Raw genomic sequence first — 26,301 nt, 5'->3', positions numbered from 1 at the left:
TATATGGATTTTCTTTTCATCCCACCCGAGGTCTATCCCAGTGGTGCTTATGGGAGCACCCGGAATTTCGGTTGTTCAACTGCTTGGCTACTCTGCCGACGCGGATTCTTTGAAAAGAAGTCTGGGTCTGTTGATGCCTCACTGTCGAGCGGCAAAATGGCCAGAATCTTTCCGGATAATTCTTCGTGTTCCTTGTCGTTCCTCGTGTGCCACATCTCTAGAAATTGGGCCTTGCTGTAGGTTCTGTTTCCGAGGCTGGGATCTGCTAGCCAGACCGTGTTTTCATTGATGCCGCGCAGAACCGAAAAGTGATCATCCTTGCGGTGTTTGAGATAAACCACGACTGGCGCTTTGAGCTTGACCAGTTGCTCATAACTTGCAGCAAATCCTTGCGCCTTGAATCCGAATCTCGGCAGTATCTTTTGCATGTCTTCGAAAGATGCCTTCAAGTCGCCCTTGTCCATCGCCTTGAGCAAAGACTCCTCAGTGAGAGACTGGCCGTAAAACCCGTTGAGTAAGGTTGCCAGGGATGCCGCACTACACGAGTAGTCGAAGTCTTGCTTGACTACATCTACATCGCGTAGGCTCTTCCAGCTTCTGATGGCAATGCTGATTTGGGCAGTATGCGTGTTCAGCAGAAGAATGCTGTCAGGCGGATTTTTCTTTCCTAAATAACCGGGCAGGTCTAAAGAGAAAGCAGAGCTGGGGGCAAAGAGGCTGGTCAGAGAAAGGATGCATGCAAGTGCGTCGGTTCTCAAAGAGTAGAGCTTCTTACTTCTTGGTTTTTTCATGTATATAAATGGTCAGTACAAAAAAAAGGCCGAGACTTACCCCTAATATGGCTGACCCTGAGATGGCCAAAAGTACCCCGATTCCATGTTCAAAAACAAGAAGATTGACCAAAGAAAGAGCGAAAAAAGTAGCACTCGTCAAAAAAAATGTTTTGACCTTACCCCATTTCTTTTGCGCGGAATATTCCGCCAGCATGCCGCCCAACATACCTGCCAATTCAATTATCAAGCTCATAGGTTCTCCTAAGGGATGAGATGAATTCACGACTCATCTCATCCTTCGAGGTCAGTTACCAACCGCGGTATCGGCTGTATTGCGAGAAGCCAAAGTTTGCTGCATGGATATTGGGGCGCCAAGCGATCTGTCCGGCAAGGCCGCCTCCAGATGCACGTATTAACGCACCACCCATTCCACCTGTAAGTGCCCCGGTGCCGAATGAATATAATGAGCCTTGCCAGGTAATTGGCTGATGCGTGAGTAAATTACTTACAGCATAGACGCCGAATCCTGCGGCTCCACCAAGTGCGAAGTTCACGAAAGCTCCCTCAGTTTCTTTCATTTCTTGAGGTGAAAGCGCTGCCAATTGCATTGACTTTGTATCGTTGTCAAATAGGATTTCAGTGTCTTTCGTTGTGAATTGAGGCAATGTCTCTGATGCGACTTCATTCGCGTAGACAGGCTGAGCCATGCTGACAGTCAGGACGCATAACACAATAATCTGATTAAATTTCATATCTATCCTTAGGGGGAGATCAAGGCAGGATTTCAACCGGCAGGCATCAGAACGTATGCAGCCAATTGAGCCTCAGGTCTGCCTCGTTTGAACCTGAGACATTGGATTTAAGAGTGATGTTGATGGCGCTTGCTTTTGAAATGCCATATCCCACGCCAAGTAACAAGGCGCTGCTTGTACGTCGGAATCCTTGAGCCTTTCCATCCCATTTATCCGCTTGACGATTGGTCCACTGCATACCGGTTGTCAAAGTGATGCGATCGTTGACGGCAAACGCGATGCCAGGGTGGATCAATAAAAAGTTGCCGGGTTTGTAGTCCTGATCACCATCTTTGCGGCTTTGGTTGAAGCGATAAGCACTGGTGAGAGAGAAAACGATAGGGTCAAGCGCTGTGTATGCAGTAAAACCCAGCAGGGCAGAATGGAAAGAACTGCTGCTTCTTGTATGCCTTTCGCGCAGGGCGATCTCCGAAAAGCCTATCAACGCCGGAGTACGGTCGTCTTCTTTGATTTGATAGTTGATACCTGCCCAAGCATCGGAAAAACGGCTTGTGCTGTCAGTGGTCGTTCTGGATAGATCTCTATTTCTCGTGCTGCTATGCAGATATGAGGTGCGGAAGAAAATCTCGGTTTTGTTAGTTAATCCGTAGCGAAACCCTAGCGTGCTTACCAACGAATCGTTGTTGCCGCGACTCTCCCCGATCAATGCCGGTAAAGTAATAAATGAGCTTTCTCCTGTCTGAATGATGATTGGCTCGCCAGTGAATACGCCTTGCCTGTCACTATTGGAATACGCCAGTGATACATCAATCTTGACCTTACCTTTTTCTGTGGTCAGGTCTTCAATTGTCAGCGGTAAATCTGCCGATGCACAGTGGCTGTACGTCAATAGCGCCGCCAATAACAGGCCTCGCATTTTGTTGGTCATATCAATTCCTGAACTCGTGACGATTCTAAGTTTTTGCCTACTCATTTAGCGACTTTTTCTGGCTCGATAAGGGGACTTGATTGCCTGCTTGCTGGCATTAGACTCTCTGCGCTCGCTGATCGCTATCGAAACTGTTCGAACTCTTTACGGCGGTTTTTCATTCTTTCCCGCCGGGGAAAATATTCGGGTAGCCGAGCAAAAGCGCAGATAGTTTTCGAGAGATTTACGAGACGGATCTGCGCGTGTAATTGGCGCAAAGATGTGATGTCGTCTTCAAGCTCTTCGAGCCTGACTCCATGCCGCTAGAGATCCTATGGCTGTATATAGGAGTGTCTTCTTTTCGCTGGTGAACTGTATCGATGCCGAAGGATGGCCGGCCAAGATCGTATCGAAGGTGATGTAGAACCAGAGCTGTCTCATGCAGCCCTGCCGTCATTTGCTGGAATAGAGATCCGCTATCGAGCGTGCCAAAGTCGGTGGAGCGCACCGAGTGATTTTCTAAGTTGTTCGCGCTGGTGTTCTTCGCAGGATGCGGCTGGATAGGGGGCAGCGGCGGGATACGCCGTCACAAGGATGAGCGCTTCCCACTGCTGGATCACTGCGGCACGGTCTTCAGGATGTGGTAGTTTCTGAACTGGCGACGATGCTCAGCCTGCTGGAGGAGCTGCGCATGTTTCGCTCCATGCGCAGGAACTGAAGACGCCCATGCCGGTGTCGGTGAAGCGCTTGCAGAAGGTGTGGGAGAGCATGCAACGGTGAAAACCGTTAGCGTCCGTCATGCGCTGATCGCTCCAGCTTACTTGCCCTGTTCAGCGACCCGCGTACGTCCCAATTCCCCGGCGCCAGCCAGCAGCCTCAATCGTGCTGAACGCCATTCGGCCAGGGCGCGGATGCGCTCCTGGCTTGCATCGGCCAGTGCAGCCTGTACATTGAGGATGGCGATGATGTCGCTGAGTCCGCGTTCATATTTGCGCTGAACGTCGTCCAGCGCCATCCTTGCGCTTTCCAGCAGACGCCGGGACGATACCAGATTGCGTTGGGCGGCCTCATTTTCTGCGTATGCATTGGCCAGTTCGCTGATGACCTGTCCCTCGGCGTCGAGCAGTTCGGCTTCCTTCAGGTCGATCTGCGCCTGTGCGTTGCGTACCTTGTAAGTGTGGGAGAAGCCGTCGAAGAGCGGGAAGTTCAAGGACAGTGCGCTCACCGTCTCGCGTGTTTGCGTGCCCGAACTCCCCTGATTGGGACGTCCGTTGACGTAGTACCCGTGAGAAAAATCCAGACTGGGCAAGCCCTCGGCGCGCGTGGCCGCCAGCTTCTCGCGCGACGATGCCAGCTGTGCCCTCGATGCCAGCAAGGCCGGATGTTGCTGGCGCGCCGTCTCCATCCATTGCACCAGATCCTGCGCGATCTGACCGGCCTCGATGACCGAATCGGGACTGTCGATGGGCACTTGCAGGCGTGGCCCTTGCCCTCGAAGTCCCAATGAGACCGACAAGCTGACCAGGGCCTTTTCATGCTGGCCGATGGCACGCGCATGTTCCAGCTCCGCCTTGGACAAGGAAGTCTGCGCTTGCAGCAGGTCCGAACGGGCCGCCATGCCCCGTTCGGCGCGCTTGTGGGTGGTCTCCATGATCTGGCGTGTCAGGCGTTCGTTCAGTTCTCTCGCCTGGCGATTGGCGCCGGCGGTCTGCACTTCGTAATAGGCCGCAATGACGCTGGTCATGGTCTTCTGCAAGATGGCGTCATGACTGGCCAGCGCGGCGTCGAGCAAGGCATCGGCGGCGCGCAGGTTGGCGCTCCTGCCACCGAAGTCCAACAGGCGCCAGGTCAGCGTGTAGTACTGCGAGCGGGTCTTGCGCTGGCTGTCCAGCGGCAGCAGCGCATCAGGCTGGCGTACGCGTTCTTGCTGATAGCGCAGTCCGGCGTTGATGCTGGGCAGATAGGCCGCGCTCGCTTCGCCCTTCTGCGCCGCCTGCACCTTGATGCGCGCCCATGCGGCCCTCACTTGGGCGTGGTGACACAAGCCCAGGTCGACGGCATCCCCCAAGCTGAGCGGCCCGGCCGGTACGGCAGTGCGGCCATCACAAGCCAGCGGCTGGGCGTCACCCGGGAGCAATTTGCCCTCGTCCAGTTCCGGTGGGCGGGCCAGCAAGGGATCGTCAATCGGCGTCGCAGCCCGCTCCAGCCATTCCCGTGCGTGAGTCGTGTGGGCAACCGATGTCAGCACCGCTGCCACGAGCAATGTGGAAAAAGCTCTAACGTTCATTGAGTGACTCCCGCTGGTGGCGAATCAAAGGAGAGAGCACGTACTCGATGACCCGGCGTGTGCCTGTACGGATCTCGACCGTGACCGACATGCCGGGAGAAAGCTGCAGGCTGCGGCCATCTGCCGTGAGCGTATCGCGGGCCAGTACGATCTTGCTGGCGTAGATCAGGCCGCGCTTCTCGTCTTCAATGGCGTCGTGCGAGACATGCCTTACCGTTGCCGGGACGGTACCGTATTTGGTGTAGTCGAAGGCTTCTATCTTGACGTTGGCGTCCTGACCGACCTCGACGAAGCCGATATCCTTGTTGTCCAAAAAAGCTTCCACCTCGACGGCGGCTTCTTGCGGAACGATCTGCATGAGCGGCTGGGCCGCCGGCACCACGCCTCCGACCGTGTGCGTATTGAGTTGCTGCACCGTTCCGCTCACCGGCGCCACCAGCTTGAGCAACTTGCTATGCTCACCGGCGCGACGCTGATCCTGGAGCGCAGCTTCCATTTGCCTGCTGGCGTTGATGCCCTCGTCGTGCGCTTCCTTCATCGAGATCCCGACCTGCTGAAAATCGTTCCACAACTGGGCCAGCCTCAGCACGGGCGCGGCCACCTGACCCGCCAGCATATTGAACGCCACCAGTTCGCCGACCGTAAGCTGCTGGTCGATCACCAGAGTGGCGCCCAGCCACATGATGGCGGCCGTGACCAGTTTGCTCACCAGGCTGACGCTGCCGCTTGCCAGCAGGCCGATGTTGGCCGTGCTGAGCCCGGCGCTGACATAGGCGGCCAACTGCTTGTCCCACTTCTGCTGCCAGCGCGGCTCGACGGCCAGGGACTTGATCGTATCCATGCCGGTGAGCGACTCCACCAGAAAGGCCTGGTTTTCCGCGCTCTTGTTGAACTTGTCGTCCAGCCTGGCCCGCAGGATGGGGGTGAACACAAAGGACAGGCCCAGGTACAGGGGAATCGACACCAGCACGATCAGGGAGAGGGTCACGCTGTACCACAGCATCACGCCGAGGAAGACGAAGGAGAAGACCAGATCCAGCAGCAGGGTCATGGCATTGCCGGTCAGGAAGGAGCGGATGTTCTCCAGCTCGCGGATGCGCGCGATGGAGTCGCCCGCGCGCCGCGACTGGAAATAGGTGATGGGCAGGCTCAGCAAGTGCGCGAACAATCGGGAACCCAGCTCCACATCGATCTTGCTGCTCGTATGGGCAAAGAGGGCGGTCCGGATGCCGCCCAGGATGGCTTCAAACAGGGTTGCCGCGATCAGCCCGATGGCGATCACGTTGAGCGTCTTCATGGCGTGATTGACCAGCACCTTGTCCATCACCACCTGAAAGAACAGCGGGGTACACAAGCCGATAAGCTGCAGCACCAGCGAGATCAACAGCACTTCCCCCAGCGCCTTGCGATACTTGACCACGGCCGGGATGAACCAGGTGAAATCAAACTTGCTCATGGTCCCGGCAAAGCTTGCCTTGCTGGTCATGAAGATCATCTGTCCGCTCCAGCATTGGTCGAAGTCGGGACGCAGCATGATTGCCGGCCGTTCACCAGGGCGTTGCACCAGAATGCGCCAGATGGATTGGCTGCGGTCGATTTTTCCGATCAGGAAGAATTTGCCGTCACGGTCCATGGCGATGGCCGGTAACGGCACCCGATCCAGGCGGTCCGGGTTCTGCCGTACGCAGCGGGCGGACAGCCCCAGTTTTTTGGCTGCCAGCAGCATGGTCTGCAGGCTGAAGGGCTCCGGGCCGAATTCATGCTGCAACTGGTGCGGATCTGCCGCGATGTCGTGCAGCCTGGCCATCATGAGCAGGCACAGCAGCCCGCTATCGGGATTGTCAGGTTGATGCTCTTGCTTGTTCACGCTGATGTTCTTTGCAGGATGGGTCTGGATGAAGAGGGCGGTGGTGCAATGCCGGCGCGGTGGGGAGCAGGCAGCAGCAGGTTCCGCCTTCAGACGGATGAGCTGCCGCCGCTGCCGTGGATCAATGCGTCACGCTCATCAGGATGCGGCCATTGCTGGTCTGGCCGTTGGTCCAGCTGGTCTGCGCAGCCGAGGGTGCAGCGAAGCCGGCCATGGCCTGGACGAACTGCTCCACATCGGTATCGTGCAGGCTCAGGCCATCGGCGGTCCTGATGCGTTCGATGCGGCCGGTGCTTTCCTGTGCGCCTGTGCCGTACCAGCCCTTGACGACAATCTGGTCCGCCGTGCCCATCACGTCGATCTGCAGATCGTCGCCTACATGCCTGAACCACAGGTTTTGCTGATGGATGTCCGCCAGTTCCAGTACATCGAGATTGCCCTGCGTGGTATCGCTGTCGATGATGGTATCGACGCCATCACCCCGGCTGAAGCGATAGGTGTCGTTGCCGGCCTGGCCGATGATGGTGTCATTGCCACGGCCACCGGTAAGGATGTTGTCCCCCCGGTTGCCGGTGATGATGTTGGCCAGTTCGTTGCCGGTGCCGTCGATGTTCTCGTTGCGCAGCTTGATCGGGTCGATGGTATAGATGCTGTAGGCATTGGCCACGTTGGCATCGCGGCGGAATTCGTCCAGCGACAGATAGCGCGTCATGTCACTGACCAGGCCTCGGCCCGAGTCGGCGATATAGAAGCCGTTGATGGCGCCGGTGGCCGCATCGCAGGCCACGCCGGTCACGGTCACCACGTGGTTGACGCCGCCGCCGTCCACGTAGGCGCTGTCACCCCACAACTTGCCCGCATTCACGGCGATGATCACGCCCCGACCGCCCTTGATCAGGTTGGCGATGCCCTGTTCGTTGTAGCCCTGCATGAGGCCGTTGCGGATAACCACCTTCATGCCGCCCAGGTCGCCCACCACGTCCTTGGGCGTGTATTGCGCAACCGCCAGTTCTCGCGGGCCAAATCCCCACAAGCTGGCGTTGACCACTTCAAGATAGAGCAAGAACAGCCCCAGCAAGGTCAGCAGCATCGCAGCGAGCAACACCACGACCCACCGACCGCGCCCTGGTGGCGGCGTGTTTTGCGCGGCAACAGATGGTTCTGGTGAATGCATGTGAAGTGGCCCCTGCTTGTCGGTGAATGGTTGGAAATCGACGCTCACAAATTCTTGAGCGCCGGTTCGGTGGAGGAAGCATCGCCGTTTGGCGCTGCGCGGAAACCCAATAGCGTTTGCGTGATCATCTTTTGTATTTCGCGCCAGTTTTTTCGCTTCTCGGGACCGTAGGCCACATAGACCTCTGCATGTACTCCGTCATCTTCCAGACTCCATGACTGCTTGCACGCGGAGGAATGCCATTCCTTAGGATGGCAATCGATGTAGGTCTTCACCTTGCCTGTTTTGTCGCGATGGATGTAGACGTCCTTGACCATGAAATCCAGTTTCTTTTGAGGGTCTGCCAATTCCGCTTCAATTCCCTTGACTCGATAGACCGTCAGCCCGTGCTCTTTGTGGGGAAGCTTGTCGAATTTTTGCCACCAGGGCCTTCCAATCGGGGCATCAAGTTTCACCGAGATCCTATCGAGAAAGCCATCTCGTGAATAAAATTTCCCCGATGAGACTCCTGGTCTGAGCCATAGATCACCACCCCGGATTCCATGATTGAACGCCCTTTCGCGCGTGCCATATTTCTCATAGTCCTTGCGCATCTCGGGATCAGCGAAAGTCGCTCCATCCGGGTAACGAACATAAAAGCCGAAGCTGGCCAGTCTGGAATCGAAGGTTCTGACGGGGCGAGGGCCTTTGCGTTTTTCACCCCAGGTCGGGTCGTCGTCGTACTCGACCAGTTCTGCCACACCGCGTGGGATAACCACCTTCATGCCGCCCAGGTCGCCTACCACGTCCTTGGGCGTGTATTGCGCAATCGCCAGTTCTCGCGGGCCAAATCCCCACAAGCTGGCGTTGACCGCTTCAAGATAGAGCCAGAACAGCCCCAGCAAGGTCAGCAACATCGCAGCGAGCAACACCACGACCCACCGACCGCGCCCTGGTGGCGGCGTGTTTTGCGCGGCAACAGATGGTTCTGGTGAATTCATGCGGAGGGATTCCTTGTTTGCCCATTACGGTGTGACGATATCGACGCTCGCAGCTGGCTGGCATTAAACGATGTGGATGGCCCTTCCTGCGATGCGCTGAATGTGCTTTGCGCTTCATCCGCATCAAGGGCCGCAGCAATCTCCGTATCGGCAAATGCCTGCGCAAAATAGTTTATGAAATTAAGGACTAAGCAGGGGCCGAATCTGCCATGCGAAATTTCCTAGTGGAGGGGAGTAGAGGGGAGGGCGGGCTGGCAGTGAGATGCTGCCCGGCTCATTTTTCTATCGTCGGGCCGGAATGCGTGTGAGCCTCTGCGTCTGGCTCGTGGACATGGAAAACTGCAGATCGATGATCCCTGCCGATGAGCGGTTAGCGTTGCCGGTGGGCGCTTTGTTGTTGACAGGCCGCGCCATCCCTTTCGCAAGAACTGGACAAGCCAACGAGCCCCGGCGCGGCTTGCAGCGCCGATTCGGCCAATTTCGCCCGTTTTTCGCGTAAAATGCCGACTTCTCCGAATCAGTTGAATACATCGAACAACCATGGCCATCAAGTCAGACAAGTGGATCCGCCGCATGGCGGAGCAGGAAGGAATGATCGAACCCTACGAGCCCGGTCAGGTGCGCCTGGCGGCCGATGGCAGCAAGATCGTTTCCTACGGCACCTCTTCCTATGGCTACGATATCCGCTGCGCCGACGAATTCAAGATCTTTACCAACATCAATTCCACCATCGTCGATCCCAAGAACTTCGATGAGAAATCCTTCGTGGATTTCAAGGGCGATGTCTGCATCATCCCGCCCAACTCCTTCGCCCTGGCCCGTACCGTCGAATACTTCCGCATCCCGCGTAGCGTGCTGACCATCTGCCTGGGCAAGTCCACCTACGCGCGCTGCGGCATCATCGTCAACGTCACCCCCTTCGAGCCGGAGTGGGAAGGCTACGTCACCCTGGAGTTCTCCAACACCACGCCGCTGCCGGCCAAGATCTATGCCGGTGAAGGCTGCGCCCAGGTGCTCTTCTTCGAGAGCGATGAAATCTGCGAAACCTCCTACAAGGATCGCGGCGGCAAGTATCAGGGCCAGCATGGCGTGACCCTGCCCAAGACCTGAAAACGATATAAATCATTTCCGCAATAAAAAAATGGCTTCCTGCGGGAAGCCATTTTTGTATCGATCAACGCATTGCCATATATCCGTAATATGCCTGCCGGAGTCAGCGTCGCTTGCGTCCGGCACTCAGCTTCAATGCCTCTTCGCGCATCAGCCGTGCTGCACCGCTGATGCTGCCGGTCCGGTAAGCCAGATGCAGCGGGGCTTTCAGCTCGGGTGCGCCGGTCAGCTTCAGATAGACCACGCCCTCCGCATTGACCCGCGTCATCGATGCCGGGATGATCGCTACCCCGACCCCCGCCGCCACCAGCGAGAGCGTGGGGAGATTCTTGCGCGCCTCCTGGATCACCTGCGGCGAGAACCCGGCCGCGTGGCAGGCGGCGATGATGGTGTCGTACAGGCCGGGGCCGTTGGGGCGGCGCGTCATGATGAAAGATTCCTCGGCCAGCGCGTGCAGGGCGAGGCTCTTGCGCTTGCCTTGCTCTGATAACGGATGGTCGATGGGCAAGGCGGCCACCATGTCTTCGACCAGCATGGTTTCGATGGTCAGTCCGCCCGAATCGCCCACGGGGGAGCGCACGAAGGCCAGATCAAGCCGCTTCGCACGCAGCGCTTCGATCAGCTCGTTGGTGTTGCTCTCTTCCACCGTCATCGCCACGTCCGGCGCATCGGCACGGAAGGCGCGGATCACCGAATGCACGAAGGGATGCAGCGATGCCGATTCGGTGAAGCCTACGGCGATGCGTCCCATCTTGCCCTCGGCGATGCGGCGCACGCTGGCCACCGTCGTATCGAGTTGCGCCAGCAGGGCGCGGGCATCGTTGAGCAGGGCGGTGCCGCTGTCAGTAAGCTCCATGCCGCGCGGCAGGCGGTTGAAGAGCGTCACGCCCAGCTCGCGCTCCAGCAGGCGGATTTGCTGCGATAGTGGCGGCTGCTGGATGCCGATACGCTCGGCGGCCTTGGTCAGGTGGCCCTCTTCAGCCACGGCGATGAAGTAGCGCAGCAGGCGCAGATCGATGGAAGGTGACATATCTGAATAATATGGATAGGGTGTCTGACATATATTAGACAAAAACCCTCCCCAGGCGTAGCCTTTCGTTCATCCGGCAATCACGCCGCGTTCGCACGAGATGATGATGAGTACTCCTGACCTGCTGGCCCCTGAGCGGCCTGTTCCCACTACCAAAGAAATATTCCTCGGCTTCCTGGGCCTGGGCATGACGGCCTTCGGCGGTGCGCTGCCGCTGGCGCATCGCATGATCGTGGAGCGCCGCCGCTGGCTCAGCGAGCCCGAATTCGTCGAGCTGCTGGGCCTGTGCCAGTTCCTGCCCGGCGGCAACATCATCAACCTGTCGGTGGCGCTGGGCATGAAGTTCCGAGGCTGGAAGGGGGCGGTGGCGGGCATCACCGGCTTGATCGCCGTGCCCTCCGTGGTGGTGATCCTGCTGGGGATGATCTACCAGCATTTCCAGCATGATCCCAACGTCAAGCATCTGTTCGCCGGTTTGGCGGCAGCCGCTGCGGGTCTGCTGATCCAGATGGCCGTGAAGATCGCGCTGCCGCTGCGCAAGAACCTGGTGCTGGCGGGTGTGGCGGTGATCTGCTTCATCGCCATCGCCTTGCTGCGCATTCCGCTGTTGTGGGTGATGCTGGTGATGACGCCCATCAGCGTGGTCCTCACCGCCCGCTACGGTGATCGCTTCGCCGCCAAGCCGCAGGGTGGGGGCGCGCAGCATGAGGGCAAGAAGGAGGGCGCGCAATGAGCCAGACCCTGATCGCATTGGTCATCATCTTCACGCAGTTGTCGGTGCTGGCTTTCGGTGGTGGCAACACCATCCTGCCGGAGATGCAGCGCCAGGTCGTGGAAGTGCATCACTGGATGAGCGCTGAAGATTTCAGCGCGCTCTTCGCGCTGGGGCAGGCCGCGCCCGGTCCCAACCTGATGGTGGTCACGCTGGTGGGCTGGCACGTGGCCGGCTTCTGGGGGATGCTGGTGACCAGCCTGGCCAAGTTCGGGCCGTCGTCGATCATCACCGTCATCATGTTGCACGTCTGGGAGAGGTGCAAGGACAAGCCCTGGCGGCGTCATGTGCAGGCCGGTCTGCTGCCCGTCACTGGCGGGCTGGTCGCGGCTTCGGCGCTGCTCATCACCCAGGCCTCGATCACGCATGGCTTCCTCGCGGCGATCACGGCGACCACCGCCATCATTGCGCTCAAGACCAAGCTTCATCCGCTGTGGTTGTTATTTGGCGGGGCACTGGCGGGTTACTTCTATCTCGGGACTTTTTGACTGCGTAACTGTCGGGCGGAGTGCCACCACCTTCGATACGCGGCGCAGCCGCTACTCAGTGCGAACGGGGGAGGGAGGTCGGGCCGAAGATAAAAAAAGCCGATGCCATCGCAGGCATCGGCTTTTTTACATGCAGCGCTGAGGCTTACTGCTTGACGCAATCCACGAAGTAATCGCGACGGCCGTTGACTTCGCGCTTGACCAGTCCGTGCACGTCGGTTTCGAAGCCGGGGAATTTCTCGTTGAAATCGCGCGCAAACTTCAGGTAATCGACGATGGTCTTGTTGAACATCTCGCCCGGGATCAGCAGAGGAATGCCCGGCGGATAGGGGGTCAGCAGGATCGAAGTCACGCGGCCTTCCAGTTCGTCCAGGGGGACGCGATCGATTTCGCGGTGGGCCATCTTCGCGAAGGCGTCCGAGGGCTTCATGGCCGGTTGCATGTCCGAGAGATACATCTCGGTGGTCAGGCGGGCCACGTCGTAGGCGCGGTAGGTCTCGTGGATCTGCTGGCACAGGTCGCGCAGGCCCAGGCGCTCGTAGCGCGGGTTGCGCTGGGCGAACTCGGGCAGGATGCGCCAGATCGGCTGGTTCTTGTCGTAGTCGTCCTTGAACTGCTGCAGCGCCGTCACCAGGGTGTTCCAGCGGCCCTTGGTGATGCCGATGGTGAACATGATGAAGAAGGAATACAGACCGCACTTCTCCACGATCACGCCGTGCTCGGCCAGGTACTTGGTCACGATGGAAGCCGGGATGCCGGTCTCGCCGAACTGGCCGTTCAGGGCCAGGCCGGGGGTGACGATGGTGGCCTTGATCGGGTCCAGCATGTTGAAGCCCGGTGCCAGATTGCCGAAGCCGTGCCAGTCGTCCTCTGCCTTGATGACCCAATCTTCGCGTTCGCCGATGCCATCGGCGGCGAAGGTGTTGGGGCCCCAGACCTGGAACCACCATTCATCGCCGAATTCCTGATCGATCTTCTTCATGGCGCGGCGGAAGTCCAGCGCCTCCAGGATGCTTTCTTCCACCAGTGCCGTGCCGCCCGGCGCTTCCATCATGGCCGCCGCGACGTCGCAGGAGGCGATGATGGAGTATTGCGGCGAAGTCGAGGTGTGCATCAGGAAGGCTTCGTTGAAGGCGTCCTCGTCGAGCTTCACGGTTTCCGATTCGCGCACCAGGATCTGCGAGGCCTGCGACAGGCCGGCCAGCAGCTTGTGGGTCGATTGGGTCGAGAAGATCAGCGACTTCTTGGCACGCGGACGGTCCTTGCCGATGGCGTGCATGTCCTTGTAGAAGTCGTGGAAGGTCGCGTGCGGCAGCCAGGCTTCGTCGAAGTGCAGGGTCTCGATCTCGCCGTCGAGCATGTCCTTCAAGGTCTCGACGTTGTAGACCACGCCGTCGTAGGTCGATTGCGTGATGGTCAGGATGCGCGGCTTCTTGTTCTTGGCTTCGCGGGCGAAGGGGTTGGCTTCGATCTTTTTCTGGATGCTTTCCAGGGTGAACTCTTCCAGCGGGATCGGGCCGATGATGCCGAGGTGATTGCGGGTCGGCATCAGGAACACGGGGATCGCACCGGTCATGATGATGGAGTGCAGGATGGACTTGTGGCAGTTGCGGTCCACCACCACGATGTCGCCCGGCGCCACGGTGGAGTGCCAGACCATCTTGTTGGAGGTCGAGGTGCCGTTGGTGACGAAGTAGCAGTGGTCGGCATTGAAGATGCGCGCCGCATTGCGTTCGGAGTTGGCCACCGGGCCGGTGTGGTCCAGCAGCTGGCCGAGTTCTTCCACGGCATTGCAGACGTCGGCGCGCAGCATGCGTTCGCCGAAGAACTGGTGGAACATCTGGCCCACGGGCGACTTCAGGAAGGCCACGCCGCCGGAGTGGCCGGGGCAGTGCCAGGAATAGGAGCCATCCTGCGCGTAATCGACCAGGGCGCGGAAGAACGGCGGCGCCAGGCCATCCAGATAGGACTTGGCTTCGCGGATGATGTGGCGGGCCACGAACTCCGGTGTGTCTTCGAACATGTGAATGAAACCGTGCAGTTCGCGCAGCACATCGTTGGGAATGTGGCGCGAGGTGCGGGTTTCACCGTAGAGGTAGATGGGGATGTCGGCGTTCTTGTGACGGATTTCGCTCACAAACGCACGCAGGGCCTTGAGGGCGAAGTCGGTTTCTTCGTCCGAGCCGGCGCCCATTTCTTCATCGTCGATGGACAGGATGAAGGCCGAGGCGCGCGACTGCTGCTGGGCGAACTGGGCCAGATCGCCATAGCTGGTCACGCCCAGCACTTCCATGCCTTCGGCTTCGATGGCGTCGGCCAGGGCGCGGATGCCCAGGCCGGAGGTGTTTTCGGAGCGGAAGTCTTCGTCGATGATGACGATGGGGAATCGGAATTTCATGGATTTCTCCAGGCTTTGCGCACGGGCAGCCGGGGCGGCACACGCGCGCAGGGGGTCAAAAGAAAAGCGCCTGGGCTGGCAGTGCTTGCGCGCCGGAAAAATGAAAGCGGGATTGTCGCAGATATGCGCGCCGCGTGCGCGGCAACTGCGCTAAAGAGGTGCGCACTGCAAGCAAAAAAAGGGAAAAAACAACAGCCTGCCGCCAAGTCCGTTTCAACGTCTTTCGTATGTCACAAAAGCGTAGTCCAATCCGGAAGTTTCGGACCGGTGAGCCTCGCGCGCCGTTTCCTGCCACAGGGCCTCGTCCAGGGCCGGGAAGAAAGCGTCGCAATCGAACGCCTTGTCGATGCGGGTGATGATGAGACGGTCCACCAGCGGCAGGGCTTCCGCATAGATCTGCGCCCCGCCGATGATGAAGGCCGGCGCACCCTGCGCCAGCGCGGCCGCCTGCTGCAGCGAGGTGGCGGTCTCCACGCCCGCGTGTTGCCAGTCGGCATTGCGGGTGATGACGATGTTGCGCCGGTTGGGCAGGGGACGACCGATCGATTCAAAGGTCTTGCGGCCCATCAGGATGGCATGCCCCGAGGTGGTGCGCTTGAAGTGCGCCAGGTCTTCCGGCAGATGCCAGGGCAGGGTGTTGCGGATGCCGATGCCGTTGTTGAGGTCGGTGGCGACGACGATGGTGAGCGGGCCGGAAGCAGTGGTCATGCGGGAATCTGTGTGCGGAGGGTAATGAAGCAGGCCCGCAAGGGGCCGGCTGCAAGGTGCGAAAAACATAATGTTACAGCAGCCATGCTGCGGCACGGAACTTTATACAGCGCCATCTGCCCTTATACGTGAACCGGCTGGCCGCTTGCGCCCGCCAATGCCGGGTTTGCGGTCGGATGAAGTTTCTTGCATGAAACATCGCCCCAAGGGCCATTCCTTCTGCAAGCGTGCCATCTCCATATGAACTAGCGAACAATCCCGGCCACATTTGGGTAAACTAGCGCCTGCTTTCCGATGCGGCGCTGAGCTCAGTGTCTGCCGGGGCAATCAACCAGAAAATTGCATGTCAGACAAAACAATAATGCTGCTTCACACCACCTCACGGCCTGGCGACGGACCTGATTCCATGCGCAGCGCCGCCCGATTGACCTGGTGGCGCCGTCTTGCCGCACCGGCGGCCCTGGCGGGTCTGTTGGCGCTGGCCTTGCCGCAGGCTGCGCTGGCCTTCGATTTCAACACCGTGGCCGCCCGCGCCAAGGCGCTGGCCGGCAAATCGTACAAGAAACCGGACGATGATCTGCCCAAGTCGCTCAAGGACCTGAGCTACGAGCAGGCCAGCCAGATCTACTTCCGCGATGAAAAGTCCTACTGGCGTGCGCAGAAGCTGCCCTTCGAGCTGTCCTTCATCCACCTCGGCGCCAGCTATACCGAGCCGGTCAAGGTCAATGAAGTCGTCGGCGATGCCGTGCGCGAGATCCATTTCAGCCCGGCCCTGTTCGATTACAGCGCCAACCGCAGCATCGATCCGCGCACCTTGCGCAATATCGGCTTTGCGGGTTTCCGTATCCGCTTCCCGCTCAATTCGCCCAAGGTCAAGGATGACGTGCTCACCTTCCACGGTGCCAGCTACTTCCGCGCGATGGGCAAAGGACAGAGCTACGGCCTGTCGGCGCGCGGCCTGGCCATCGATACCGCGCTCTATTCGGGTGAGGAATTCCCGCGCTTTACCGAGTTCTGGCTGGAGCGTCCTTCCGGCGAGGCCAAGGAACTGGTGATCTATGCGCTGCTGGATTCGCCGCGTGCCACCGGGGCTTATCGCTTCGTGTTGAAGCCGGGCGTCGATACCGTCATGGACGTCAAGGCCCAGCTCTACCTGCGCAGCAATGTCACCAAGCTGGGCATTGCGCCGCTGACGAGCATGTTCCTCTTCGGCGAGAACCAGCCCGGTCCGGCCGATGATTTCCGTCCGGAAGTGCATGATTCGGATGGCCTGTCGATGCAGTCGGGGACCGGCGAATGGCTGTGGCGTCCGCTGGTGAACCCCAAGCGCCTGCTGGTGACCTCGTTCTCCTTCGACAATCCGCTGGGCTTTGGCCTGATGCAGCGCGACCGCAATTTCTCGCACTACGAAGACCTGGACTACAACTACCAGTCCCGTCCGAGTGCCTGGGTCGAGCCCAAGGGCAAGTGGGGTTCGGGCCGCGTGGAGCTGGTGCAGATTCCCACGCCCGATGAGACCAACGACAACATCGTCGCCTACTGGATTCCCAATACGCTGCCCAAGCCGGGCCAGCCGTTGAACGTGGAATATCGCCTGTCCTGGCAGAAGGACAACGAGAAGCGTCCGCCGCTGGCCTTCGTCACGCAGACCCTGTTCGGCCACGGCTATCGTCCCAGGCAGGACGGCAAGCCGGACGAGGTACAGCAGCTGGCGATCGACTTCGATGGCGGCAATCTCAAGAAGCTACCCGCCAATGCGCGGGTGGAAGGTGTGGTCGAGGCCGATGCCAATGGCAAGCTGGCCAGCGTGACCACCCGCAAGAATGACGTGACCGGTGGCTGGCGTGTGGAAGTCAAGCTGCGCCGTCTGGAAGAAAACAAGCCTGTCGAGCTGCGCGGTTTCCTGCGCAATGCCAATGGCGGCACAACCTTGTCTGAAACGTGGAGCTACATATTACCCCCCAACTAAGGCAGACTTCGGCAGCCTCGCAGGCGCTTGAGGATTACCTCGCGCGCCTGCCGCTGTCGCCTGAGCAACGCCAGGACCTGGCCGCGCGGGCGGGAGCGATCGGCTCCGGCGATCCGGTCGCCGACCTGCACCGCGTACTGGCCGAGGCCTCCGGCCGCGATGCCAGCCTCGCGCCGGCCGCAGCGCAAGCGTCGGTCGATGCGCGCCTGCGCCTGATCTATCCCGCCGCCCAGCCGGCACCGGTGCCTGCGGCACAAGCTGCGCAGGCGGTGCAGGGTGCGCCCGTGCCGCCCATCGGTCAGGAGCGCGGCCAGCCGCGCATTCCGGTCGGTCCACCCCTGCATCGCAAGTCCATGGTGCCGCGTCCCTGGGGCGAGCTGAATCCGTTTGCGCGCTGGGTGGAAGAAGAAAACCGCCGCCTGGAACGTCGCCCCAGCCGCTGGCGTCGCGCCCGCAAGGGCCGCGCCAAGGTGGTCGAAGCCGCACCGCCCGTGGATGACGAGCCGCGTTACATCGAAGACCACCTGGACCAGTCCGAGGCCCCCGATCCCAAGGGCCACTGGCAGCACACCGGCAACATCCGCCGTATTACGCTCCTGGTGCTGATGGTGCTGCAGACTTCGATGGCCACCTATTTCATGAGCGACGTGCTGCCGTACCACGGCACCAAGCCGCTGGAGATGGTGGTGCTGTTCCTGTTCGGGCTGCTGTTCCTTTGGGTCTCGGCGGGGTTCTGGACGGCCATGACGGGCTTCCTGGTCTTGATGCGTGGTGACGACAAGTACCTGATCTCGCACGAGAAGGCCGGCAATACCGAGATTGCACCCGAGGCGCGCACGGCCATCGTCATGCCCATCTGCAACGAGGATGTGGCCCGTGTCTTCGCCGGCCTGCGCGCGACCTACGAGTCGCTGGAACGCACCGGGCAGATCCGGCATTTCGATTTCTTCATCCTGAGCGACAGCGGCGAGGCCGACATCTGCGCCGCCGAAACCGCCGCATGGGATCGCCTGTGCCGCGAGACGGGCGGCTTCGGGCGCATCTTCTATCGCCATCGCCGCCGCCGCGTCAAGCGCAAGAGTGGCAACCTGGACGACTTCTGCCGCCGCTGGGGCGCCGACTACCGATACATGGTGGTGCTGGACGCCGATAGTGTCATGACCGGCGAATGCCTGACCAAGCTGACGCGCCTGATGGAAGCCCATCCCGGCGCGGGCATCATCCAGACCGCGCCCCGTGCGGCCGGGCGCGATACGCTGTATGCGCGTATCCAGCAGTTTTCCACGCGCGTGTACGGGCCATTGTTTACGGCGGGTCTGCACTACTGGCAACTGGGCGAATCCCACTTCTGGGGCCACAACGCCATCATCCGCCTGCAGCCCTTCATGAAGCACTGCGCGCTGGCGCCGCTGCCGGGCAAGGGCAACCTGTCCGGGCCGATCATGTCGCACGACTTCGTGGAAGCGTCGCTGATGCGCCGTGCCGGATGGTCGGTGTGGATCGCCTACGACCTGGACGGCAGCTACGAAGAAATGCCGCCCAACCTGCTCGATGAGCTGAGCCGCGACCGCCGCTGGTGCCAGGGCAACCTGATGAATTTCCGGCTGTTCCTGGCGCGCGGCATGCACGTGGTGCATCGTGCGGTGTTCGTCACCGGTGTGATGGCGTATGTCTCTGCACCGCTGTGGGGGCTGTTCCTGATCCTCTCCACCGTGCTGCTGGCGGCGCATACGCTGATCGATCCGCAGTACTTCACGGCGCCGCGCCAGTTGTTCCCGATCTGGCCGGAATGGCATCCGGAAAAGGCGCTGGCGCTGGTCTCGGCCACCGCGACCATCCTGTTCCTGCCCAAGATCCTGGCGGTGCTGCTGTTTGCGGTGAAGGGCGCGCGCGGTTTCGGTGGCGCGCTGGCGCTGCTGGTGAGCATGCTGATCGAACTGCTGTTCTCGATGGCGCTGGCCCCGGTGCGCATGCTCTTCCATACGCGCTTCGTGCTGGGTGCCTTCCTCGGCTGGAATGCCGGCTGGAAGTCGCCGCCACGGGCCGACAATGAAACCGGCTGGGGCGAGGCGGTGCGCCGTCATGGCTGGCATTCGGTGCTGGGCGTGGCCTGGGGCGCGCTGGTGTACTGGCTCAACCCGTCCTTCATCTATTGGCTCATTCCCATTGCCGGTTCGCTGGCCGTGTCGGTGCCGGTGTCGGTGCTGTCGTCGCGGGTCACGTATGGCCGCGGTTTCCGTCGTGCGGGTCTGTTCAAGATCCCGGAAGAAACCTCGCCACCGTTCGAGCTGCGCGAGACCGTGCGCCATCACGCCGAGACGCCGCCGCTGCCGGGCTTCGTCGAAGCCGTGGTCGATCCTTGCTTCAATGCCCTGGTGTGTGCCACGGCACATGCGCATCCGCAAGTGCCGCAGCTGACGCAGCACCTGCGCGAGAAGCTGGTGCGCACCGCCTTGAAGGATGGACCGGACGCCCTGACCGACAAGCAGAAGAACAGCATCCTCGAAGAACCGGGCCTGCTGTCGCAGTTGCATCAGGCGGTCTGGAGCGACGTGCCCGAGGTCCATGCGGACTGGCGCGCCGCCCTGGGGCGCCAGGTACCACCGGCACTGGCCGCCTGAGGGGGCGGAGCGGGACCGGGACGGCCGCAGACATTCGGCCGTCATCATTGTCTGGGATCATCCTTTCCGTTTGCCGCAAGCCATCATGACCGAGCCGCACGACCCACTTCCGCACATCGTTCCCACCACCCACGCGCCTGCCCGGCAGAAAGCGTGGTGGAGTGGGGCCGCGCTGGTCCTGCTGCTGGGCGGCGGCTATGCGCTGTATGCACGCCAGTCGCCGCCGCCGGCACCGGCCAAGCCGATTCCGGTCAAGCTGGAGACGGTCACGGTAGAGCGCGCCGACCTGGAACAGGTCGTCAATGCCACCGGCAACGTGGTGGCGCAGGATTATGTGGACGTGGGCTCCAAGGTGGCCGGCCAGATCTCGGATGTGGATGTGGTCATCGGTGAAACGGTCAAGGCCGGGCGCCTGCTGGCGACCGTGGCACCGGCCGTGCAGAGCAGCCGCGTCGAGAGCAACCGCGCCACCCTGGCGCGCCTGAAGGCCGAGCTGGCCGGACAGAATGCCCAGCTCGACTTTGCCCAGTTGCAGTTCCAGCGCCAGACCCAGCTGAAGGCCGAGAACGCCACCCGCGAAGAATCCTACGAATCCAGCCGTATGAACATGGTGGCAGCGGCCTCCCGCGTAGACGCCACCAACGCCCAGATCCAGCAGACCGAGGCGGCGATCCGTGAAGACGATGCCCTGCAGAAGCAGACCCGCATCGAGGCTCCGGCCGGGGGCACCATCGTCACCCTCAATGCGCGTCCCGGCCAGATGGTCAGCGCCAATCAGGAAGTGCTCATGCGCATCGCCGATCTGTCGCGCATGACGGTGCAGGTGCCTGTGTCGGAAGAAGACGTCACGCGCCTGCAGAAGGGCATGACCGCGTATTTCACCACGCCCGGCTATCCCGGCAAGCGCTGGAGCGGCAAGCTGCGCCAGATCATGCTGCTGCCTACCGATGACTCCGGACGCCAGGGCAAGAAGGCGTACTACACAGTGCTTTTTGATGTGGCCAATCCCAGCCGCGAACTGATGAGCGGCATGAGCGCCGACGTGTATTTCGTGCTGGCCCGGGCCGAACATGTGCCGACCATTCCGCGTGCGCTGGTGACCAAGCCCGGTATGGATGGCACCCAGACCGTCAAGGTGGTGGCAGCTGATGGCACGCTGGAGACCCGCAAGATCAAGATCGGCATCCGCGATGGCGAACGCGCCCAGGTGCTGTCGGGCCTGAAGGAAGGCGAGCAGGTGCTGCTGCCGGCCAACCCGCCCGTTCCCTCCAGTGGCGATGCGCCGGCTGGAGGAAGCGGCAAGTAGGCGGCAAGTAGGCGGCGGCAGGCTTGAGGTACAGTAGCGGCTGCGCCGGGCTGCCCGGTTTTCCTGTTTGCGTATTTCGATGTTCAAGGCCATGACACAGCGTCGTTCACCGTTGAAGACTTCTTTTCCCTTGCCCCGCATCACGCGCGTGGCGATGGCCGTCGCTTTGCTCCTGGCCATCGGTGGCTGCGTCACCCGGCCGGTGCAGACCGATCCCATTCTCGAAATGCAGGTGCCCGACAAATGGGGCGCTGGCGTCGCGGCCGATGCCGCGCGTGGCGAGCAGCTGTGGCCCGACACCGACTGGTGGAAGCAGTTTGGCAGCAGTGAATTGTCCGAGCTGGTGCAGGAGGGCCAGCGCAACAATTACGAGATCGCCGCCGCCTATTCGCGCGTCAAGCAGGCCGAAGCGCAAGCCCTTATCGCCGGCGCACCGCTGTTGCCCAACGTCGGCCTGACCGCGGGTGCCACGCGTGAAATGCCCATCTCCGGCGGCACGCCCACCAATACCGCCAATGCCAGCCTGCAGGTCAGCTACGAGATCGATTTCTGGGGCAAGAACCGCGCGGGTGTCGAGGCGGCCGAAGCCACCCTGCGTGCCAATCGCTATGACCGCGAGACGGTGGCCCTGACGGTCACCAGCGGCATCGTTTCCACCTATCTGCAGGTGCTGTCCTTGCGTGACCGGTTGGAGATCGCGCGCCAGAACGTCAGCAATGCCGAGCGCGTGCTGCGCCTGGTGGAAGCGCAGAGCCGTGCCGGTTCGGCCTCGCCGCTGGACCTGGCACGCCAGCGCTCGGCCCTGGCCAACCAGCGCCAGCTGATCCCCGACCTGCAGCAGCAGGAGCAGGATGCGCAGACGGCGCTGGCGATCCTGCTGGGCCGTCCGCCGCAGAATTTCAAGGTCGAGGAAAAAGGCCTGGCCAGAATCCAGATGCCGCGCATCTCGGCCGGCCTGCCCTCGGAACTGCTGACCCGCCGCCCCGACATCCGCCGCGCCGAAGCCAATCTGGCTGCGGCCAATGCCAATGTCGCGGTGGCGCGGGCTGCGCTCTTCCCCAGCATTTCGCTGACGGGCGCGACCGGTGCGCAGAGCAGCGCCTTGCTGTCGCTCTTCGATGGGCCCAACCTGTTTGCCAGTCTCGGGGCCAGCCTGATCGCACCGATCTTCGACGGCGGCACCCTGCGCAACCAGCAGGCCCTGGCCGAGGCGCAGAAGGAAGAGCTGGTGCAGGTGTATCGCCAGCGCGTCATTACCTCGCTGTCGGAAGTGGAAAAGGCCCTGGGCGCCATCCGCAGCCTGGAAGAACGCTATCGCCTGAAGGTCGGCGAAGTGGACCAGGCACGCTTCGCCTTTGAACTGGCCGAGATCCGTTATCGCGCCGGGGCCGAGGATCTGCTGGTGGTGCTTGATACCCAGCGCACCCTCTCCGAAGCGCAGAACCAGCTGGGCCAGATCAAGCTGCAGCGCCTGCAGGCGACCGTCTCGCTCTACAAGGCGCTGGGCGGCGGCTGGCAGGACAAGCAGGTGCCCGGCGATACCGGCACGGCCACTGCCACCGTGTCCTGAAGAGGGCGCCGGCTCAGGCTTGCGCCTGCCACTCCTGTACCAGCAACTGCACCAGTTCGGCCACCGTATAGCCATCGCGGATGAGCGGCGCGCCCTGGCCTGCCCAGTGGGCGCCGAACTCGTGCACGTCCCTGGCCGTGGCCATGGCATGCAATTGCTTGCCGGCGTCGTAGGCGGCTGGGTACGCAGGAATGCGGGTTCCAGGCGATATGTCGATTTCTTCCATGAACCGGTTGACGATGCCCCTTGCACGGCGGCCCGAGATGGCTGCCGTCACGCGCGTGTGGCGGGCACGTGAACTCTTGAGCAAATTTCTATAGGCGGCATTGGCTGCCGATTCGCGCGTGAGCAGGAAGGCCGTGCCCAGCTGCACCGCCTGTGCGCCCAGTTGCAGGGCCGCAGCAATGCCGGCGCCGTCCATGATGCCGCCAGCGGCGATCACTGGCAGCCGGCACTGCGTGGCCAGCAGGCGCACCAGGGCGAAGGTGCCGATTTCTTCATCATGCTGTTCATCGAAGATGCCGCGATGGCCGCCGGCTTCGATGCCTTGCGCCACGATGGCATCCAGTCCGGCGGCTTCGATCTGGCTTGCCTCGTCCAGATTGGTGGCAGTGGCCATCAGGAATACGCCCGCGTTTTTCAGTGCCCGGATCACCGTCGCGTCGGGCAGGCCGAAATGGAAGCTCACCACCGCCGGTGGCTGCTCCAGCATCAGTTGCTGCATGCCGGTATCGACGATGAAGCTCTGGTAGATCTCTTTCAAGGGCAGGCTGATGCTGCCGCCGAATTCGTCCAGGTGGCCTTGCAGATGCCTGATCCAGGCCGCGTCGCGCTCGGCATCGAGTCGCGCTGGCTGATGGCAGAAGAAGTTGACGTTGAAGGGTTTGTCCGTCAGCGCATGCAATTGCGCCAGCGCTTCGCGCGCCTGCGCCACCGAGGAAGCCCCCAGTGCCAGCGAGCCCAGCGCGCCGGCATTGGAGGCCGCCGCCGCCATCGCCACGGTGGAGCTGCCCGCCATGGGAGCCTGGATGATGGGGTGGGCCAGGCCCAGTCGTTGCAGCAGCGCAGTGGACATGCGGACTCCCTCAGTACGGGCCGGTAGCGGGTAGCGGGTACCGGGTACCGGCGTGCCGGTGTGGATCAGACCGCCATGGGGGCGGTCAGCGGTGCGTGGTGCTGGTAGTTCACCAGCGAGAAGTCGGACGGCTCGATCAGTTCCAGCCATTGCGGCGCGTACTCGCCGGTCTTTGCAAACTCCGGCACGCGCTCGGCGATGGCCAGTTGCGGCAGCGGGTAGGGCGCACGGGTCAATTGTTGCTTGACCATATCGATATGGTTTTCGTAGATGTGCGCATCGCCCACGAAGTAGCTGAACCAGCGCGGCTTGTAGCCGGTCAGGCGCGCCACCAGGTGCAGCAGCGCGGCGCCTTCGGCCAGATTGAAGGGCGTGCCCAGGCCGATGTCGTTGCTGCGCACGTACAGGCAGAGCGAGATTTCGCCGGTGCTCTGGTTGGGCAGGAACTGGTACAGGAGATGGCAGGCGGGCAGGGCGATCTCGTCGAGGACCGCGCAGTTCCAGCCGTGAAAGAGAATGCGGCGGCTGCCGGGATTCTTGACGATGGTGTCCAGGCATTCACGCAGCTGGTCCACGGCCTTGTAGAGCAAGACCTTTTCCACGCCGTTGTCTTGCAGCGAGGAGACCACGGCAAAGCCCTTGGCACGGGCAGCGTCGATCTGCGCGGTGTGCGTGGCGTCGATGAGCTTGTAGGCCGGCCACTGGCGCCATTGCACGCCGTACACCGGACCCAGGTCATCGGTGCCGGTGCGGAAGGGATTGGCCAGCCAGTCGGCGTTTTCGTTGGCGTTCTGGTCCCAGACCTTGCAGCCCAGGGCGCGGAAGTCCGCAGCGCTGCGCGTGGCGCGCAGGAAGCCACACAATTCGCCGATGACCGATTTGAAGGCCAGGCGCTTGGTGGTCACCGCCGGAAAACCCTTCTGCAGGTCGAAGCGCATCATCGCGCCGGGAATGCTGAGCGTACGGATGCCGGTGCGGTTGTCTTGCCAGGAGCCATTCTCGAGGACGTCCTGGATGAGGTCTTGGTATTGTTTCATTGCAATGTTCGGAGGCTGGCCGGGCGGCCGGAAGATGGGGGATTGTAGCCTATCGACAGTCCGAACATCCGGATGGCACACGTGTCTGCCATCGCAGCAAGGCCAAGCGGTGATGCGGGAGGAGGACAGGACGCCGTGCATTACGGTGCCGCGCCCGTCCTCCGCTGGATCGCACCAGTGGGTGCGGTCCGGTCAGCGGCGCTCATCCAGATCATAGGTGGCTCGCAGCAGGGCCTTGCGGCGCTCCAGCTCCTGCTGGCGCTGCCAGCGCGATTGACGTGGCTTGCGCGGCTTGTCGCGCATGGCCCAGCCGAAGGCCAGCAAGACGGTCGTCAGCGGCAGGATCGCCACGGCGGCGGCCAGCATGTCGAGGTCGGCGCGCAGCAGGATGTCGCGCAGCACACCCGAGAAAATGCATGCCAGCAGCGTCAAGCCGATGGCCGCACCGGTCATGGGTAGCGCATCCAGGGTCTTGTCCAGCAAGGTCAGCAGTTTGGTTTTCATGATCGGCTCCATGGGTCCGGGAAATGCACAAGGGGAACAAAGCTGTCATCGCGGCCGCAGCACGACCGCTTGTTTCAGGTATCGGATTGCCGTTCCACAACTTGCGGGGCGAGGGCGGTAAAGAAAGGTAAGACGGTGTGAGGGCGATATTTGCAATCCTGGCGTGCGCCTGAAAGCCGCGGCAGTGTTTTTGCGGGAGGCGGTGCGGGATATTGGTACAATGCCCACTTTTCCTTTCCTGCAGGCCTCATGGATATTCTTCTGTTCCTGGTGGATTTCATCGTCCACATCGACCGCCACCTGGCCGAACTGGCCGTGTCTTATGGTCCCTGGCTGTTCCTGATCCTGTTCCTGATCATCTTCTGCGAAACCGGCCTGGTGGTCACGCCCATCCTGCCGGGCGACTCGCTGCTGTTCGTCACCGGTGCGCTGGCCGCAACCGGCGCATACGACATCCACCTCATGCTGCTGACCCTGACCGTGGCGGCCATCCTGGGGGACAGCACCAACTACCAGATCGGCAAGATGCTGGGCGTCAAGGTCTTCGACAAGCCCGATTCGCGCATCTTCAAGAAGGAATATCTGGAGAAGACCCATGCCTTCTTCGAAAAGCACGGCGGCAAGGCCATCATCATTGCCCGCTTCGCGCCCATCGTGCGCACCTTCGCACCTTTCGTGGCGGGCGTGGGCGCGATGACCTATACGCGCTTCTTCCTCTACAACGTCATCGGCGGCATCGCCTGGGTGACCAGTTTCGGCTATGCCGGCTACTTCTTCGGCAACCTGCCCATCGTCAAGCAGAACCTGAGCCTGCTGATCCTGGCTATCGTGGTCTTGTCGATCCTGCCGGGGATCATCGAGTACTTGCGCCAACGGCGTCGTCCGGGCTGATTGACCGGCCCAAGTTCAAGGCAAGAAAAAATGCCGATCAGCGTAAAAGCTGATCGGCATTTTTCTTGCACCGTGTATCGCA

The 26,301-nt window shown here is 61.2% G+C and carries 22 protein-coding genes; 8 read left to right on the top strand and 14 right to left on the bottom strand.

The features are described 5' to 3' along the window. Window positions 1–47: 47 nt before the first annotated feature. From AACH55_RS18135 to AACH55_RS18100, 8 genes are all read right to left on the bottom strand, one after another. On the bottom strand, window positions 48–791 hold the full coding sequence (locus tag AACH55_RS18135) for a C39 family peptidase (RefSeq protein ID WP_338716058.1): 744 nt from the start codon (window positions 789–791) through the stop codon (window positions 48–50). Then, window positions 772–1,026 (bottom strand): hypothetical protein, encoded by a 255-nt coding sequence (locus AACH55_RS18130; RefSeq protein WP_338716057.1) that lies wholly within the window; start codon window positions 1,024–1,026, stop codon window positions 772–774. The genes AACH55_RS18135 and AACH55_RS18130 overlap by 20 nt, the downstream gene beginning before the upstream one ends. A 55-nt stretch (window positions 1,027–1,081) precedes the next feature. After that, window positions 1,082–1,525: a hypothetical protein gene (locus AACH55_RS18125; protein WP_338716056.1), complete on the bottom strand. Its 444-nt coding sequence runs from the start codon at window positions 1,523–1,525 to the stop codon at window positions 1,082–1,084. Between the two features lie 46 nt (window positions 1,526–1,571). Beyond that, window positions 1,572–2,453 (bottom strand): hypothetical protein, encoded by an 882-nt coding sequence (locus tag AACH55_RS18120; protein WP_338716055.1) that lies wholly within the window; start codon window positions 2,451–2,453, stop codon window positions 1,572–1,574. A gap of 796 nt (window positions 2,454–3,249) precedes the next feature. Beyond that, on the bottom strand, window positions 3,250–4,719 hold the full coding sequence (locus AACH55_RS18115) for a TolC family protein (protein WP_338716054.1): 1,470 nt from the start codon (window positions 4,717–4,719) through the stop codon (window positions 3,250–3,252). Next, entirely contained in the window at window positions 4,709–6,586 is a 1,878-nt protein-coding gene (locus AACH55_RS18110) for an HlyD family type I secretion periplasmic adaptor subunit (RefSeq protein ID WP_338716053.1), read from the bottom strand. Before AACH55_RS18110 ends, AACH55_RS18115 begins: the two co-directional genes overlap by 11 nt. A gap of 121 nt (window positions 6,587–6,707) precedes the next feature. Beyond that, on the bottom strand, window positions 6,708–7,760 hold the full coding sequence (locus tag AACH55_RS18105; protein WP_338716052.1) for a calcium-binding protein: 1,053 nt from the start codon (window positions 7,758–7,760) through the stop codon (window positions 6,708–6,710). Between the two features lie 44 nt (window positions 7,761–7,804). Beyond that, window positions 7,805–8,740 carry a hypothetical protein gene (locus tag AACH55_RS18100; RefSeq protein ID WP_338716051.1) on the bottom strand — a complete coding sequence of 312 codons (936 nt, stop codon included), beginning with the start codon at window positions 8,738–8,740 and terminating at the stop codon, window positions 7,805–7,807. 540 nt (window positions 8,741–9,280) lie between these two features. On the opposite strand from AACH55_RS18100, the gene dcd reads away from it, so the two are divergent. Continuing rightward, window positions 9,281–9,850 (top strand): dCTP deaminase, encoded by a 570-nt coding sequence (gene dcd / locus AACH55_RS18095; protein WP_198984700.1) that lies wholly within the window; start codon window positions 9,281–9,283, stop codon window positions 9,848–9,850. A 103-nt stretch (window positions 9,851–9,953) separates the two neighbouring features. Here dcd and AACH55_RS18090 read toward each other — a convergent pair whose 3' ends face one another. After that, window positions 9,954–10,880 (bottom strand): LysR family transcriptional regulator, encoded by a 927-nt coding sequence (locus tag AACH55_RS18090; protein WP_338716050.1) that lies wholly within the window; start codon window positions 10,878–10,880, stop codon window positions 9,954–9,956. 100 nt (window positions 10,881–10,980) lie between these two features. On the opposite strand from AACH55_RS18090, the gene AACH55_RS18085 reads away from it, so the two are divergent. Continuing rightward, on the top strand, window positions 10,981–11,613 hold the full coding sequence (locus AACH55_RS18085) for a chromate transporter (protein WP_338716049.1): 633 nt from the start codon (window positions 10,981–10,983) through the stop codon (window positions 11,611–11,613). Next, window positions 11,610–12,140 carry a chromate transporter gene (locus AACH55_RS18080; RefSeq protein ID WP_338716048.1) on the top strand — a complete coding sequence of 177 codons (531 nt, stop codon included), beginning with the start codon at window positions 11,610–11,612 and terminating at the stop codon, window positions 12,138–12,140. Before AACH55_RS18085 ends, AACH55_RS18080 begins: the two co-directional genes overlap by 4 nt. 145 nt (window positions 12,141–12,285) lie before the next feature. Here AACH55_RS18080 and AACH55_RS18075 read toward each other — a convergent pair whose 3' ends face one another. Beyond that, window positions 12,286–14,538 (bottom strand): arginine/lysine/ornithine decarboxylase, encoded by a 2,253-nt coding sequence (locus AACH55_RS18075; RefSeq protein ID WP_338716047.1) that lies wholly within the window; start codon window positions 14,536–14,538, stop codon window positions 12,286–12,288. Between the two features lie 213 nt (window positions 14,539–14,751). Next, window positions 14,752–15,246 carry a dihydrofolate reductase gene (locus AACH55_RS18070; protein ID WP_338716046.1) on the bottom strand — a complete coding sequence of 165 codons (495 nt, stop codon included), beginning with the start codon at window positions 15,244–15,246 and terminating at the stop codon, window positions 14,752–14,754. Between the two features lie 406 nt (window positions 15,247–15,652). Here AACH55_RS18070 and AACH55_RS18065 point away from each other — a divergent pair, with 406 nt between their 5' ends. From AACH55_RS18065 to AACH55_RS18050, 4 genes are all read left to right on the top strand, one after another. After that, on the top strand, window positions 15,653–17,215 hold the full coding sequence (locus AACH55_RS18065; protein ID WP_338716045.1) for a glucan biosynthesis protein G: 1,563 nt from the start codon (window positions 15,653–15,655) through the stop codon (window positions 17,213–17,215). Then, complete coding sequence (gene mdoH, locus AACH55_RS18060; RefSeq protein WP_338716044.1) at window positions 17,188–19,836, top strand: glucans biosynthesis glucosyltransferase MdoH; 2,649 nt, start codon at window positions 17,188–17,190, stop codon at window positions 19,834–19,836. The genes AACH55_RS18065 and mdoH overlap by 28 nt, the downstream gene beginning before the upstream one ends. Window positions 19,837–19,921: 85 nt before the next feature. Continuing rightward, a complete protein-coding gene (locus AACH55_RS18055; protein WP_338716043.1) occupies window positions 19,922–21,142 on the top strand; it encodes an efflux RND transporter periplasmic adaptor subunit in 1,221 nt (406 codons plus the stop codon). 91 nt (window positions 21,143–21,233) lie between these two features. Next, entirely contained in the window at window positions 21,234–22,712 is a 1,479-nt protein-coding gene (locus AACH55_RS18050; protein ID WP_338716042.1) for an efflux transporter outer membrane subunit, read from the top strand. Window positions 22,713–22,725: 13 nt separating this feature from the next. On the opposite strand, the gene AACH55_RS18045 is transcribed toward AACH55_RS18050, so the two are convergent. The 3 genes from AACH55_RS18045 to AACH55_RS18035 all read right to left on the bottom strand — a co-directional run bounded on the left by AACH55_RS18045 (window position 22,726) and on the right by AACH55_RS18035 (window position 25,328). Next, window positions 22,726–23,787, bottom strand: coding sequence for a nitronate monooxygenase (locus AACH55_RS18045; RefSeq protein ID WP_338716041.1), 1,062 nt, complete (start codon window positions 23,785–23,787; stop codon window positions 22,726–22,728). A gap of 65 nt (window positions 23,788–23,852) precedes the next feature. Next, entirely contained in the window at window positions 23,853–24,824 is a 972-nt protein-coding gene (locus AACH55_RS18040; RefSeq protein ID WP_338716040.1) for a thymidylate synthase, read from the bottom strand. Window positions 24,825–25,016: 192 nt separating this feature from the next. After that, window positions 25,017–25,328, bottom strand: coding sequence for a hypothetical protein (locus AACH55_RS18035; RefSeq protein WP_338716039.1), 312 nt, complete (start codon window positions 25,326–25,328; stop codon window positions 25,017–25,019). A 249-nt stretch (window positions 25,329–25,577) separates the two neighbouring features. Between AACH55_RS18035 and AACH55_RS18030 the strand changes: the two genes are divergently transcribed. Further along, window positions 25,578–26,219, top strand: coding sequence for a DedA family protein (locus AACH55_RS18030; RefSeq protein WP_338716038.1), 642 nt, complete (start codon window positions 25,578–25,580; stop codon window positions 26,217–26,219). The last annotated feature ends 82 nt before the right edge of the window (window positions 26,220–26,301 follow it).

The sequence above is a fragment of the Herbaspirillum sp. DW155 genome (genome assembly GCF_037076565.1).
GTDB lineage: Bacteria > Pseudomonadota > Gammaproteobacteria > Burkholderiales > Burkholderiaceae_D > Herbaspirillum.
The sequence above is the reverse complement of the archived record's forward strand: the minus strand, read 5'-3'. Positions and strand labels throughout refer to the sequence as shown.